The 13,111-nt window shown below is 49.0% G+C and carries 10 protein-coding genes; 8 read left to right on the top strand and 2 right to left on the bottom strand.

What is annotated here, in order from left to right; all coding sequences use genetic code 11:
• Positions 1-156: 156 nt before the first annotated feature.
• Together ACXHJ1_RS02030 and ACXHJ1_RS02025 are read right to left on the bottom strand one after the other, a co-directional pair.
• The gene (locus tag ACXHJ1_RS02030; protein ID WP_457905521.1) at positions 157-957 is read right to left on the bottom strand and encodes a WYL domain-containing protein; all 801 of its coding nucleotides are present in this window, start codon (positions 955-957) and stop codon (positions 157-159) included.
• The gene (locus tag ACXHJ1_RS02025) at positions 932-2,257 is read right to left on the bottom strand and encodes a helix-turn-helix transcriptional regulator (protein ID WP_107734986.1); all 1,326 of its coding nucleotides are present in this window, start codon (positions 2,255-2,257) and stop codon (positions 932-934) included. Before ACXHJ1_RS02025 ends, ACXHJ1_RS02030 begins: the two co-directional genes overlap by 26 nt.
• A 198-nt stretch (positions 2,258-2,455) precedes the next feature.
• Between ACXHJ1_RS02025 and ACXHJ1_RS02020 the strand changes: the two genes are divergently transcribed.
• The 8 genes from ACXHJ1_RS02020 to ACXHJ1_RS01985 all read left to right on the top strand — a co-directional run bounded on the left by ACXHJ1_RS02020 (position 2,456) and on the right by ACXHJ1_RS01985 (position 13,050).
• Complete coding sequence (locus tag ACXHJ1_RS02020) at positions 2,456-4,024, top strand: limonene hydroxylase (RefSeq protein WP_457905520.1); 1,569 nt, start codon at positions 2,456-2,458, stop codon at positions 4,022-4,024.
• A 19-nt stretch (positions 4,025-4,043) separates the two neighbouring features.
• Positions 4,044-4,862: a nucleotidyltransferase domain-containing protein gene (locus ACXHJ1_RS02015; RefSeq protein ID WP_457905519.1), complete on the top strand. Its 819-nt coding sequence runs from the start codon at positions 4,044-4,046 to the stop codon at positions 4,860-4,862.
• Positions 4,863-4,883: 21 nt separating this feature from the next.
• A complete protein-coding gene (locus tag ACXHJ1_RS02010) occupies positions 4,884-6,323 on the top strand; it encodes a 3' terminal RNA ribose 2'-O-methyltransferase Hen1 (RefSeq protein WP_457905518.1) in 1,440 nt (479 codons plus the stop codon).
• Positions 6,320-8,929, top strand: a complete 2,610-nt coding sequence (locus tag ACXHJ1_RS02005) for a polynucleotide kinase-phosphatase (RefSeq protein ID WP_457905517.1) — start codon at positions 6,320-6,322, stop codon at positions 8,927-8,929. The genes ACXHJ1_RS02010 and ACXHJ1_RS02005 overlap by 4 nt, the downstream gene beginning before the upstream one ends.
• Positions 8,930-8,949: 20 nt before the next feature.
• On the top strand, positions 8,950-9,747 hold the full coding sequence (locus ACXHJ1_RS02000; RefSeq protein ID WP_457905516.1) for a TatD family hydrolase: 798 nt from the start codon (positions 8,950-8,952) through the stop codon (positions 9,745-9,747).
• Between the two features lie 456 nt (positions 9,748-10,203).
• A complete protein-coding gene (locus ACXHJ1_RS01995; RefSeq protein WP_457905515.1) occupies positions 10,204-10,800 on the top strand; it encodes an ECF transporter S component in 597 nt (198 codons plus the stop codon).
• Positions 10,800-12,284: an ABC transporter ATP-binding protein gene (locus tag ACXHJ1_RS01990; protein WP_457905514.1), complete on the top strand. Its 1,485-nt coding sequence runs from the start codon at positions 10,800-10,802 to the stop codon at positions 12,282-12,284. The genes ACXHJ1_RS01995 and ACXHJ1_RS01990 overlap by 1 nt, the downstream gene beginning before the upstream one ends.
• The gene (locus ACXHJ1_RS01985; protein ID WP_457905513.1) at positions 12,259-13,050 is read left to right on the top strand and encodes an energy-coupling factor transporter transmembrane component T family protein; all 792 of its coding nucleotides are present in this window, start codon (positions 12,259-12,261) and stop codon (positions 13,048-13,050) included. The genes ACXHJ1_RS01990 and ACXHJ1_RS01985 overlap by 26 nt, the downstream gene beginning before the upstream one ends.
• Positions 13,051-13,111 lie beyond the last annotated feature (61 nt).

Here is a 13,111-nt window from a genome sequence, read left to right as displayed (position 1 = left end):
GTACTGCGGACTAGCTTGTTACAGCAGACGTGTGCGGATGTAAGTACATGACCTCGTTTCGTTTATACGTACTGTAGGTTAATACGGCCCTCCTTTCGTCTCATTAACAGACGGAGGGAGGGCCTTTACATGGATAGATCCTAATTTCTGCAGCAGCTATTCCTCTTCGTATCGTGCGAGGGCCTTGGCTGTGGTTTCCTTCATTCGCGAAATTAAGCGAGAGCCTTGAACGACCTTGACACGCTTGCCGAGGAAGCGGATTTTGGATAATACATATTCACATTCGTCTGTCTGGAAGGTGAGCGTAATACGATAGGTATCTGCTTCCTGATCATATTCGACCTCCTTTTCAAAACAGGAGAAAGCATATAAAATACGAGACATTTCACCGTTGTATACAGGAATAATTTCGATGATGCCCTGTTCTTTGCGCGACTCCAGTATACCGAGTATTCGTTGGGTAAACTTCTCGGCTTCTTCAGGTAGAATCTCATCCTCCGTAATGGTTACAATGTTGGATAGTTTAGTAGACATGAATGCGCGATGTCGGCGATTATACCACAGCAAGCTCCATTCTTTTTTGACCATGGAAAACTCCAGCTTATAGGGGAAGCCGGACATTCGCTCATGTAGGCGTCCGTTGCGCAGTTTGTAGGTCATACAGATGCCTGAACGGGATCGCAGAATGGAACGCAATTCACGCAGGAGCGGATGATAAACCGAAGCAGCAGGAACCCCTGCTTTTTCGCGCAGGCTGCCATCGGCCTCCAGAGGCTCGTCGTCTGCAAGTAATTGCCGAAGCTTATCAAGTGTAGGCGGGGTAAAAGCCGCTGTCGCTGCCGAGTCTGCAAGCATGGACTTGAGCCAGACTCTTTCCTGCGATGTAGTAGCAAAAGCGCCCGATTCATCCAGACGTGAGACGATCTGATAGTTAAATATTTTCTCGAACAGGCTCATAATAGGCTTGCAGCTCCTTCCATTCCTGTCTGAATTCTTTACGCAGCCGCTGGGGCTCCAATACCTCACAGCTTGATCCGAAGCTGCGAATCCACGGTTTTATCTCAGTGATCCCATTGACTGTGATTTCATAGATAAAGGATTCACTTTCTTCCTCCGTAATCGTACCCCACTGTCCCTGTGACAGCACACGTTCCCGAATAAAGTTGCGCTTCGCACCCTCGGGATTAAAAAATCGTACTCTTACCTTTACAGGACGACCCGTATCAACAAGCCAGCTGTACCGCGTTTTTTCTTCCAATACGGCTAACAGGTCGGCATAAAGCTGCTCTGGGACAGGCTTGCCCTCCACCAATTGAGTCATGCCCTCCGTACGAAACTTCATGATTCCTTTGCCGCCTACATGACCAAGCACATACCAGCGTCCGTATTGATGATCATAGATGACTTGCAGGGGCAGAATGGTATGCTCACGGCCTTCGGTCTCTTTTTCGAACAGTGGGTTGGTGTTCTGTGACCCGTACATGCTTCGTTTAGACGCCGAAAAATATAAAAAGGTTACGCAGCGACGTTGCCGAATAGCATGCAGAAGCGGATGAATATGGGCTTCGTCCAAAATGCGTGAATAATAATGGTATTTATATAAAAAAGGCTCTGCCATCTCCCGATCTCCGAGCTGACGGCGCATGGCCTTTTTAAGATGATCTCGCAACAGATATCCCTGCACAGAGGGGAGCTGAGTGTTGGCCATAACGTCCACAAAATCATATAAGTCCAGTAATTCCTCGTCCGTCAGTTCTGTCACCAGATCGTTACGGACAGCATAGCGATAGGGTCTGCCGCCAGGCTCCTTACAAACTACGCCGACTTCGACCAGATATTTCAGATCAGAACGGATTGTTTTTTCATCTGGCAGTGCACTGTCGGAAGGCAGCCCATTGCAGCAAGCGTCCAGCAGTTCCATGGTGGTCATAGACTGTGACTGTAGCGCTGTCAGCAGAAGGGATAAGCGGACGCTTTCCGATTCCTTGAGCGATTTGGCCCGAAACAGGAATAACAATAACGGATCAGCGGATTCGTAATAATTAAAGCGCAGCATCTCATTAAAATCATGTCCCTGTTCCGCAGGCAACTGCTGTTGTACGGATTGGACAATTTCCTTGAGACGCCGAATCGTTTTATCAAAGGTGTGCACCGAAATGCCAAGTCTGTCTGCAAATTGCTGCCGATTATAAGCGCCGCTGGTTAGTGTGAGCATGCGCAGGAATTGAATTTCTTTATCAAAACTCTCTCTCGCCATGATGCATTCCCCGTTTCTGTAGCCGTTCTCCGAAAATAAGTATCCCTTTATTCTAACAGGGAAGAGATACAGGAAAAAGGTAATTTATTCATCTTTGTAATACTTTCACCATGTTCATGACTTCCAAAATAAAGGATTATAGGGATATAAGGTAGCACGATAAGTAAGAAGCAATACATAACAGAAGGGTGAGGCAACATGTTTGGACGATTCAAAAATGAAGTGTTATATCCATGGGTAGGTAAGCTCTCGATTTATGAAACAATTAAGCAGGGACTGGACCCTCAGGGCAGGCTTACGGATGATCATTTGCCGGATGATGAAGAATACTGGGCAGGTCACACGATGCGTTGGGTGGCAGGAGGGCTGGATGGAGCGTTTGGGCATCACGGCGCTGGCGGAGATGGAGAGACTGAGAAAATTAAGGAGTTAGCACACTTGTTGTCCAGACAATGCCGCAAGCCAGGGATGAAAACAAGACGTGAGACGTATGTACGCTTGATGGAGGAAAATGCGCTCAGCCTGATTGATCCGCTGCTAGATGCGGTGCGCGAACATCCAGCAATTCAGCCGGATCGATTGTATGAGGAAGCGCGTTGGCTGGCCGAACACGGAGCACATCGCAATGTGGTGAAGGTCGGTATTGCGCTACTCGGATTGCTGGAGACAGAGCAGCACCACGAGCTTATTTTAACGCTAGCCAAGCATGATGAATTCACGCTATATGCGGCTGTAGCTATCCGTAATATTTCGGATCAGGCCAATGAGCAGTTGTATAATTTAGCCTTACAGGTACATGGTTGGGGACGTATTCACGTCGTGGAACGACTGGAGCCGGCGCGGCAGGAAATACGTGATTGGTTATTACGGGAAGGATTCCGCAATAATGTCATGTATGAGTATCTTGCTTATGAGTGCGCTCATAAAGGCGAGCTGCATACAGCCATCGCTGTACCTCATATTGATCGGGAGTTATTTGACGGAGCAGGCGATATACTGTCGGCTTTGCTGGCGGCAGGCGGACCTGCGGAAAGTATAGACGATTATGAGCATGCCGCTATGGTCATAGGCAACTACCTTCGTCATGCTAAGACTATGTGTACGACTGTGAAGCATCTTACGATCATCATGGATATTGCGGACTTCCTCGATGAAGAAGACGATTCATGGGAGGCACGTTATGACCATGAATGGACGCCGGAATTACGTAAACGTTACGCGTCGATATGCCAGCAGATGATGGACGATCCGCAGTGGATGAAGCTGGTAGAGCAGGAACTACATCATGCAGATTCACCGCATCTTCACTGTGCCATTCGCGCAGCTCGAATGCTAGCACTAGATGTATGGCCCGTGCTATTTGATCAATTAAGCAAACACCCAGTCAAGCCTAATCTGTACTTTGAACTTAGCAAGACAGAGGATGAACAGCGGGCATGTAAGCTGGTGGCTTTTGCAGAAAAGCACTTGCCTCTGGGAGAGATAGCTTCCGGTCCTGCTGATGTGCCGGGCTTTGGACCGGAGTATGAAGCGCATCAATGTCTGGGGATGCTGCTGCAACTATTGTCTTCTTACGAAGGGATGGGACAAAAGCTAGTTGCTACCGGACTTTGGAGCCCGGTGACCTCCAATCGCCGTGCAGCGCTTCATGTACTCAAGGAATGGCCTTCTGAGATGTGGGGAGAGGCAACGATAGAGCGCCTTCGCTGCTTATCGGAAGCTGAAACGGAGGAGTCGATCAGAGAACAGATTCGGGAAATACTTTAAGGATAAGGGAGGGAACAACATGACAGATGTGAAGCATGGGCAGGGTTTCATTCAACCGGAAATGCGCGACACGATTTTGCGTGAGCTGCGCGCGTTGGAGCAGGAAGAGCAGGTGCGCATTGTGTACGCCTGTGAATCAGGCAGTCGGGCATGGGGGTTTCCTTCACAGGACAGTGACTATGATGTACGATTTATTTATGTAAGACCCATAGAATGGTATTTATCTATTTTTGATAAGCGGGATGTGATTGAGCGGCCAATCAGCAATATGCTGGATATAAACGGTTGGGATTTGAAAAAGGCGCTCCATTTGTTTCGCAAATCCAATCCGCCTTTGCTGGAATGGCTGCAATCTCCGATTCCCTATCTGGAGCAATATTCAGTGGCCGATCAGATCCGTGCAATCTCGCCGTTAACCTACTCTCCGAAGTCCTGTATGTATCACTATCTGAATATGGCACGGGGAAACTATCGGGACTATTTGCAAGGTGAACAGGTGAAGATTAAAAAGTATTTTTACGTGCTGCGTCCGCTGCTGGCCTGTGGCTGGATTGAACGTTACAACAGTATGCCTCCTATCAAATTCGTAGACTTGCTAGCGGAATTCATTCCGGTAGATACCGAACTTTATCAGGTGATCGAGCATTTGCTGGAGCGTAAAAAAGCGGGCGAGGAGCTGGATATGGAGCCGCAGCTTTCGGTGGTGAATGATTTTATTGAGCAGCAAATTGCTTATTTTGAACAGAAGGCGCCTTTGCTTCAGCATATGGAGGGCGGACGGGATCAGCAATTGGACGAGATGTTCCGCGCTACGGTGAATGAAGTATGGAAAACATAAGCTGGGAAGGAGAAGTGGAGTATGCACATCACGCTAAAAGCAACCGGAAACAATGCCGGGATGATTTCGCATTTGCTCGCCAAGAACCCTTACAATACGTATGATCGCACGGAAAAGGGTGCTCGTGTACGCATGGTGTACACCGTTTTTACGGAGGAAGAGGCAGAAATCGTCATTCAGGCCTCGCCAGATTCGATAGATTTGGTCAAAAATAGTCCGGATAGCTATGACATTACACAATATATTAATGATCGGGAGTTTGTAACCAGCAGCTTGTTTTGCACCTATATTCGCGGCGCGCTTGGCACGGCCTTGAACGGCAAGCCCAAGGAAGACTATGCAGCATGGGTGACGCATCCTTTTGCGCTGGAGTTATCGTTTGGGCCTGTTGCGTCAGATTTGCCGGATGCTGTGGTGGAGGGACTATTTGCGCCGCTGGGCTATCAAGTGACCATCGAACGAGGGAAAGCGGATTATTCTTTTCAGCTGAAAAATCGAAGCACCGTCAGATATGTCACGCTAAGTGGCCATCAGACGGTGCAATATGCGCTGCGTCAGTTATTGCTGTTAATTCCAGTGTTGGATAATTATAAGCACTATTATATTAGCGAAGAAGAGTTTGACAAGCTGAGACGTTACGGTGAAGGTTGGCTGCAAGAGCATCCGCTGCGCGAGATCATCATTCGTCGTACGCTTCATTTTACCAATCTGATTGAGCAATTTGAGCAATCTGATTCTGCTGCTACACAGACTGAAAAACATGCGGTCCAAGAACAAAACCATAATCACGAACAGGATCAGCAGCAAGATCAGTCACTGGAGGAAGGAAAGCAACAGCCTGTAATGCGGCTAAATGAGCTGCGGTATCAAGCCATTATGGATGTGATTCGCAAGCTGCCCCGAAGACAGAAAATCGTAGATTTTGGATCAGGGGAAGGGAAGCTTTCGGCTCGGATGGCTCGAATGAAGGGCATTGAAGAGATTTGGGCTGTGGAGCCGTCTGCATATGCACAGGTGAGGGCTGTGGAGCGTTTTGCCAAGCTGGAAAGGCATGCTGATGCAATTCGCCCTACACCTATGATGGGCTCTCTCTTTTATTATGATGAGCAATTGCGGGGAAAAGATGTGATGATCCTGTGTGAGGTCATTGAGCATGTGGATGAGCATCGTCTGAACCGGGTGATGGATACGATTGTGACAGAATATCAGCCGGGTGTGCTGATCGTGACGACTCCCAATCGGGAATATAATGAGGTGTATCGTATGGATCAGCAAGAGCTGCGGCATGGCGATCACCGTTTTGAATGGAGCAGAAGCGAGTTTCGTGAACGATGCGAGCATTGGATTGAGGAAGCTCCTTATTCATTAGCGCTGGAAGGGATCGGAGAAGAGGTCGAAGGCTTTGGACAACCGACCCAAATGGCTGTATTTACGCGCAGAAAGGAGCCGAAGAATTCATGAGCATTTCATCCGAACGAACGATTAATCTACCGCATGCTGGACTGGTTGTGTTGGTAGGGGCCTCGAATAGTGGCAAAACCACTTTACTGGACAGGCTGGTGAGCGAAGGGATTCTATTGAAAACGGAAGTGGTATCCTCAGATCATTTTCGCCAGCTGGTCGGAGATACGGAATTTATAGACTGGAGCGGACTTCCAAGGCTGGAATCGGACGTGCTGTTTTATGAGTACCAGCAGATGTCAGCCAAGGCGTTTGAAGCGATGGATACCATTCTGGCAATGCGCTGTCGTCTGAATAAGCTGACGGTTGTGGATGCCACCCATCTGTATGCTGAGGATCGCCAGAAATATGTACAGCTGGCAGCCAAGGCGCATGTACCTGTGATGGCTCTGGTGCTGGATGTACCCGAATCTGTGCTGCTGGAACGTGATGCAGGTAGGGCGCATCCGCGTGGTCGCCAACGGGTCAAGCAGCAGGCACAGCTGTTAAAGCGGAACCTGCGCGGTATCCGGGAAGAAGGTTTTAACGCTTGTTATGTCCTCAAGGATGTAGAAAAGCTTAACTTCGCCCGCCGTGCTCAGCCGCTGTTTCATGATATAGGTGCAGGCATTGATATCATTGGTGACATCCACGGGTGCTACCGGGAGATGCTGGAGGTGTTAGAGCGGCTCGGATATATGGAAGATACGGAAGGACTATACCATCATCCAGAAGGCAGAAGACTGGTATCCGTTGGGGATGTGATGAGCCGTGGCCCAGAATCGTTACTAGCGGTGCAGTTTTGGAAAAAGCACGTGGATGCCGGACTCGCCTACATGATTGATAGCAATCATGGCTGGAAAATCGGTCGTTATCTTGATGGAAGAAAAGTAACTCTCAATCATGGAGATGAACGATTCGCAGAGGAACTGGTTCAATATGAACAAAAGGTGGGCAAGGCAGCAGCGGAACAGCTTAGAGGCGAGCTGAGGGATTTTCTGCTACATGCGCCCTCTCATCTTATTTTCGGCAGAAATGGGTTGCGACACCTGGTTGTGACTCATGCGGGGATTAAGGATCATTTTATTGGCAAACAGTCGGCACGTATTTCTGATTACTGTCGTTATGGAGATACGGATGGTCAGGATGCAGACGGAAAACCAATCCGCAAAGATTGGTTCGTAGACCATGAATCGGGAGAAATAGTAGTATGGGGACATGACCCGAGACCGCAGCCTACGATTGTGAACCAGACGGTGAATATTGATCAGGGTGTGGTATTTGGCGGCATGCTGACCGCTTATCGTTATCCGGAAAAGGAATTTGTCAGCGTTCCGGCTCATGAGAATTATGCGAATGACCCCGATAGCCCACTTGTCCGGTGGCAGAAAAAACGGTTTTCCCCGCCGAATTTACGTAAGCTCATCGCTGGTTACAGTGTACTGACGGAATCGTATGGCGAAGTGCGCGTACAAGGAGAATGGGTCAAATCCGCTATAGATACCGTGTCACATGTGACAGTACCGATGGAGGAACTGGTGTACATTCCACCAACTATGAGTCCTGCTCCCACGGTTTCCGTAGAAGAAGGATATCTGGAGCATCCGCGTGAGGCGCTGGCTTATTATCGTGGTCAAGGCGTACAAACGATGGTAGCGGAGAAAAAGCATATGGGTAGCCGGGCAATTTTGCTATTATTCAAAAACGAACAGGCTGCTGTCGAATATGTAGGATACCCGACATTAGGCACGATCTACAGCCGCAGCGGCCGCCCTTTCTTTGGACCAGGCCTTGCGAAGCAGGTCTTGGAAAAGCTGAATGCCGATCTACAGACTGCCGGGTATTTTGAGCGGAATCAGACGGATTTCGTGTTGCTGGATGCAGAAATAGTACCGTGGAATCTCAAGGCTCGGGAACTGATTGCCGCACAGTATGCGCATGTGGGTGAAGCAGCTCTGCTGGATCGCAGTAAGCTGGTAGACAAGCTGAAGCAAGCGAAGGGTGCAGGCCGGGAGGTTGGAGACTGGCTGGAGGAAATGGAACGGAAATATGGCAATGCCGTAACGTTCCAAGAAGCTTTTCAAAAATATTGCTGGGATGTAGACGGGCTGGATGAAATTCGTATTGCACCGTTTCATACACTGGCCCACAGCGGCCGGACGTTTTTTGACCAATCTCATCTTTGGCATATGGAGCACAACCGGGAGCTAGCAGGACTGTCCTCGCTGTTTATGGAGACAGAGTATCGGGTCATCACGGACGAAGCAAGCGAGGAAGAGGTTATCCGCTGGTGGAACGAGATGACAGAGGATGGTCATGAGGGCATTGTGATCAAGCCAGAACGCTTTTTGATGAAAAATCGGGACAAGATGATTCAGCCTGCAATCAAGGTGAGAGGCCGGAAGTATTTGCATATCATTTACGGTATGGATTATCTTGCCCCTGAGAATTTAAAGCGTCTGAAGCAGCGCCGAACGAACAAAAAGGAGCGTCATGCCCTGATGGAAGGAGCGCTTGGTATGGAGGGCGTAGAACGTTTTGTCCGCAAGGATACGGTGGATCGTATTCATGAATGCGTCCTTGCCGCGCTATCTCTGGAATCGGAGCCGATTGATCCGAGATTGTAGTTTGCGAAGGAGGGATTGAGATGGATAGGAGTACACCGTTAATTGATATTGGTGTGAACTTGATGCACCGTTCGTTTCATGGAGATCGGGAACAGGTGGTAGAGAGAGCAGCGGCTGCAGGAATTACACCGTTAATTATTACCGGAACCAGTGTCCGGAGCAGTCGGGAGGCTGCTCAGTATGCGGCTCGTTATCCGGGTAAACTGTACACGACGGCTGGCGTGCATCCCCATGATGCCAAAAGTTGCAGCACAGATACGATTCAGCAGCTCCGCCAACTTGTGGCTCAGCCGCAGGTCGTATCCATAGGGGAATGCGGGTTGGACTATAACCGTGATTTTTCTCCGCGTGATGTACAGCGCCGATGGTTCGGAGAGCAGATTCAACTGGCGGGGGAGTTGCATATGCCTTTATTCCTGCATGAACGAGATGCGCATGAGGACTTTGTTGCTATGTTGCGAGAGCATCAGGGGCTTGTTGATAAAGCGGTGGTGCATTGTTTTACCGGCACTGCACAGGAATTGCATTCGTATGTGGAGATGGGACTTTATATCGGTATTACGGGCTGGATCTGTGATGAACGGCGCGGCAAGCATCTGCGGGAGCTGGTCAGGGATATTCCATTGGACCGGTTGATGATTGAAACGGACGCTCCATTTTTGACCCCGCGTAATTTGCCTGTGAAGCCCAAAGAAGGGCGTAATGAGCCGGTGTATCTCGCTCACATCGCCGCTACGATTGCCGAGTGCACAGGCCGCAGCATGATGGAGATCGAAATTGCGACGACGGAAACGGCCAAACGTTTCTTCGGATTATAGGATTGTCAAAGCCATGGATGTGGTATATATTATAGTGAATTAAAAAGCATTGTCGGGAGCTTGAGATAGTCAGGCTGAGAGGGTGGCCCTTGCCGCCGACCGTGAAATCTGATCTGGGTAATGCCAGCGTAGAGAAACCTAGAACACCTTACAAGAAACAGGAATACCGCCGATTAGCGGCGGCTAGTCGATGGATACGTTTCATATCCTATATCAAGTTAATGAGCTACAGTCTGTAAAAAGTTGCAGACGGACAAGCGTGTCTTGTTCTGTACCTGACTTTGGCTTGGTTTTAGTGCAGTAGACTGCTGTGCTATATGAGATATGTCGACAACTGATAATGTATGGTGATCATTTTATGACTGCGCATAAAGCTTGCCTGGAGATTCAGCTCCGGACAGGCTTTTTTTTATGGCCAAATGGCCTATTTTAAAGAAAAAGGGGAGCGTATCAACAATGAATACGAATGTAAGAGCGTCCAAAGGGCTGAAGCTGACTGATATTTTGGTCACGATTGTAATCTCCGTGGTGTTTGGGCTGGTCTACAAAATATGGGGACCTGCCTATGATTTGATGAAACCATTCGGTCTGCACGCCGAACAACTAATGTATGGCATGTGGTTTATGGCTGGCACGTTCGCTTATCTCATCATTCGCAAACCGGGTGTTGCGATTTTGGCAGAGGTGGCCGCGGCAACCGTCAGTGCTTTTTTGGGAAGTGAATGGGGCATGTCCACCTTGTACTACGGTTTGCTGCAAGGCTTGGGAGCGGAGCTGTTCTTTGCGATTTTTCTGTATCGGAACGCCAACCTGTGGGTTGCTTCACTAGCTGCGGCAGGAGCGGCTGTCACTTCTCTGATTTTAGACTTCAGCTATGGGTATATTGATCAGCTATCGACCTGGAACTATGTTTTGTATATTGGATTTCGGATGATTGGCAGTATTATGATTGCTGGAATATTCGCTTTCTATCTGGCTAAGGCATTGGAAGTAACCGGCGTTACACGCAGTTTGAGACCGGCAACGGAACAAGATTATAAGGGGCTGGATTGATGAGTCCGACCAACGAAGATGTGGTGGCTTCGATCACCCGTCTTCGGTTGAAATTCCCCGGTGAACAAGGGCTGCTTTTTCACAATATGTCCTTATCTGTTCGCAAAGGGGAAAAGCTGCTGCTACTGGGGCCGAGCGGATGCGGCAAATCAACGCTGCTTCAGGTGCTGAGCGGTCTGATTCCACGCACGATAGAAGTGCCTATGAAATGCGATGCTGCCGTGATCCCGAGTCTCTCTGGTATTGTATTTCAAGATCCCGACACACAGTTTTGTATGTCATATGCAGACGAGGAACTGGCTTTTGTATTGGAAAATAAGCAGGTTCCAAGGGAGCAGATGCCATCCCGTATTCGCGAGCTGCTAATGCAGGTTGGTCTTCCAACGGATGATATACATCTGCCCATTGCCAGCATGTCACAAGGAATGAAACAGCGGCTGGCGATTGCATCGGTGCTGGCTATGGAGCCGGAAGTGCTTTTTCTGGATGAGCCGACAGCCTTGTTGGACGAGGAAGGTACTACACAGGTGTGGGATACCATTCGCAACATTTCGGCAGACCAGACGCTGGTGATTGTAGAGCATAAAATTAATGAAATTGTCCAGGATGTGGATCGGATTGTGGTGCTTTCTGCTCAAGGGGAGATTATTGCGGACGGAAGGGCGGAAGAAGTATTTCATATACACCGGCAGGCATTATCCGAGTATGGCGTATGGTATCCGGGAGTATGGGATGAATCGTCTTCACCACGTTGGAATGATTCTATGACGCAGCAGAATGATGCGTTGCTTGCGGATAATCCGTCCACTTCAGCATGTACAACAAATTTGCTGGAGTTGGAACATTTTAGCGGACTTCGGGGAGGGAGCTCAGTCATTTATGTGGAGCAAGCGCAGGTGAAGCCTGGCGACTGGATTGGTGTGGTCGGTGAAAACGGGGCTGGCAAAAGCTCGCTTCTGCTCTCTATGATGCGCTTACTTCACACGCAGGGGCGTTATCGCGTGTACGGAGCTGAGGCAGGCAATACGGAGCAACTGGCTGAGCGCATTGGGTTCGCGTTTCAAAATCCAGAGCTGCAATTTGTAGCGAACACCGTGCGAAGTGAACTGGAGTATTCGTTACCCAAGAGTTTGTTTACCGCTAAACAGTGCAGAGAACGAGTGGATCGAATGCTTATGCAGTTCGGATTGGAGCGACTGGATGAACGCCATCCGTATCAGCTCTCGCTGGGCCAAAAAAGGCGGCTGAGTATTGCTACGGCAATGATCCGGGAGCCGGAAGTGCTGCTGCTGGACGAACCGACCTTTGGGCAGGATGCGCGTAATACCTTTGTCATGCTGGATATGTTGGAACAGCTAAGAGCGGCAGGCACGGCCATTGTGATGGTTACGCATGACCCGGAAATTGTCCGTCGATATTGTACTGATATATGGCGGATTCAGAAAGGGGAACTACAGTATGAGTCTGTCCTTTCCTCATCATGAAACATGGCTGCATCGTGTGAATCCGGGCCTAAAGCTCGTAATGTTTTCTCTGCTGTTTGTGATCGTTATAGTCATCCATGATCCGAACGTTATGTTTAATGTTACATGTGCTATGCTGCTGTTGCTTGTCTGGTCAGGCCATCCATGGAAGCGGCTGCTGCTGTACGGATCTCCCTTTATATTGGTGTTTATTTCAACCTCAACAGGCATGATGATGTTTGGCAAAGGAGTGACGACCTGGTGGACATGGGGCCTGATCCATATTACGCAGGAAAGCTTTTTCCGAGGGATGCATCTGGGTTTTCGTGCACTGAGTATGGCCGCAGCAGGGTTGCTGTTTGGTTTAACGACTCGTCCGGTGAGCCTTTTTTATTCACTGATGCAGCAATGGAAGCTCCCTCCCAAGTATGCGTACAGCTTTTTGGCAGCTATGCGATTGATGCCGATGATGCTGGAGGAATTTCAGGCTTTGAGACATGCCCACCGTATTCGAGGTTTGCACCAGCATGTGTCCAAATGGAATATGTATGCCACGCTGCGCAGGTACGCAATTCCGCTGCTCGCTCAAAGTATCCGGCGTGCGCAGCGCATTGCTATAGCCATGGAAGCCAAGGGCTTTGCTAATGAAACCAAGCGTACGTATTATTATGCGATCGGCTATTCGGCTGTAGATATTATATTTATTTTTTATTTTGTGGTGTTGCTGATGCTGGCTTGGGGACTTGGTATCTGCTTTCCTTATGTGGGGGTATGGGATGTACGTTAATTGTTGTCAAAAGGCTTTGCCCGATTTCTGCTCTGTGGTATATTAATGCAATGGGAATTGA

This window comes from Paenibacillus sp. ALE2, from assembly GCF_054113385.1.
The sequence above is the reverse complement of the archived record's forward strand: the minus strand, read 5'-3'. Positions and strand labels throughout refer to the sequence as shown.

Bases quoted from the DNA above. Each gene is read 5' to 3' on its own strand.
- ACXHJ1_RS02030 (WP_457905521.1), bottom strand. From the start codon at position 957: ATGAGCCTGTTCGAGAAAATATTTAACTATCAGATCGTCTCACGTCTG.
- ACXHJ1_RS02025 (WP_107734986.1), bottom strand. From the start codon at position 2,257: ATGGCGAGAGAGAGTTTTGATAAAGAAATTCAATTCCTGCGCATGCTC.
- ACXHJ1_RS02020 (WP_457905520.1), top strand. From the start codon at position 2,456: ATGTTTGGACGATTCAAAAATGAAGTGTTATATCCATGGGTAGGTAAG.
- ACXHJ1_RS02015 (WP_457905519.1), top strand. From the start codon at position 4,044: ATGACAGATGTGAAGCATGGGCAGGGTTTCATTCAACCGGAAATGCGC.
- ACXHJ1_RS02010 (WP_457905518.1), top strand. From the start codon at position 4,884: ATGCACATCACGCTAAAAGCAACCGGAAACAATGCCGGGATGATTTCG.
- ACXHJ1_RS02005 (WP_457905517.1), top strand. From the start codon at position 6,320: ATGAGCATTTCATCCGAACGAACGATTAATCTACCGCATGCTGGACTG.
- ACXHJ1_RS02000 (WP_457905516.1), top strand. From the start codon at position 8,950: ATGGATAGGAGTACACCGTTAATTGATATTGGTGTGAACTTGATGCAC.
- ACXHJ1_RS01995 (WP_457905515.1), top strand. From the start codon at position 10,204: ATGAATACGAATGTAAGAGCGTCCAAAGGGCTGAAGCTGACTGATATT.
- ACXHJ1_RS01990 (WP_457905514.1), top strand. From the start codon at position 10,800: ATGAGTCCGACCAACGAAGATGTGGTGGCTTCGATCACCCGTCTTCGG.
- ACXHJ1_RS01985 (WP_457905513.1), top strand. From the start codon at position 12,259: ATGAGTCTGTCCTTTCCTCATCATGAAACATGGCTGCATCGTGTGAAT.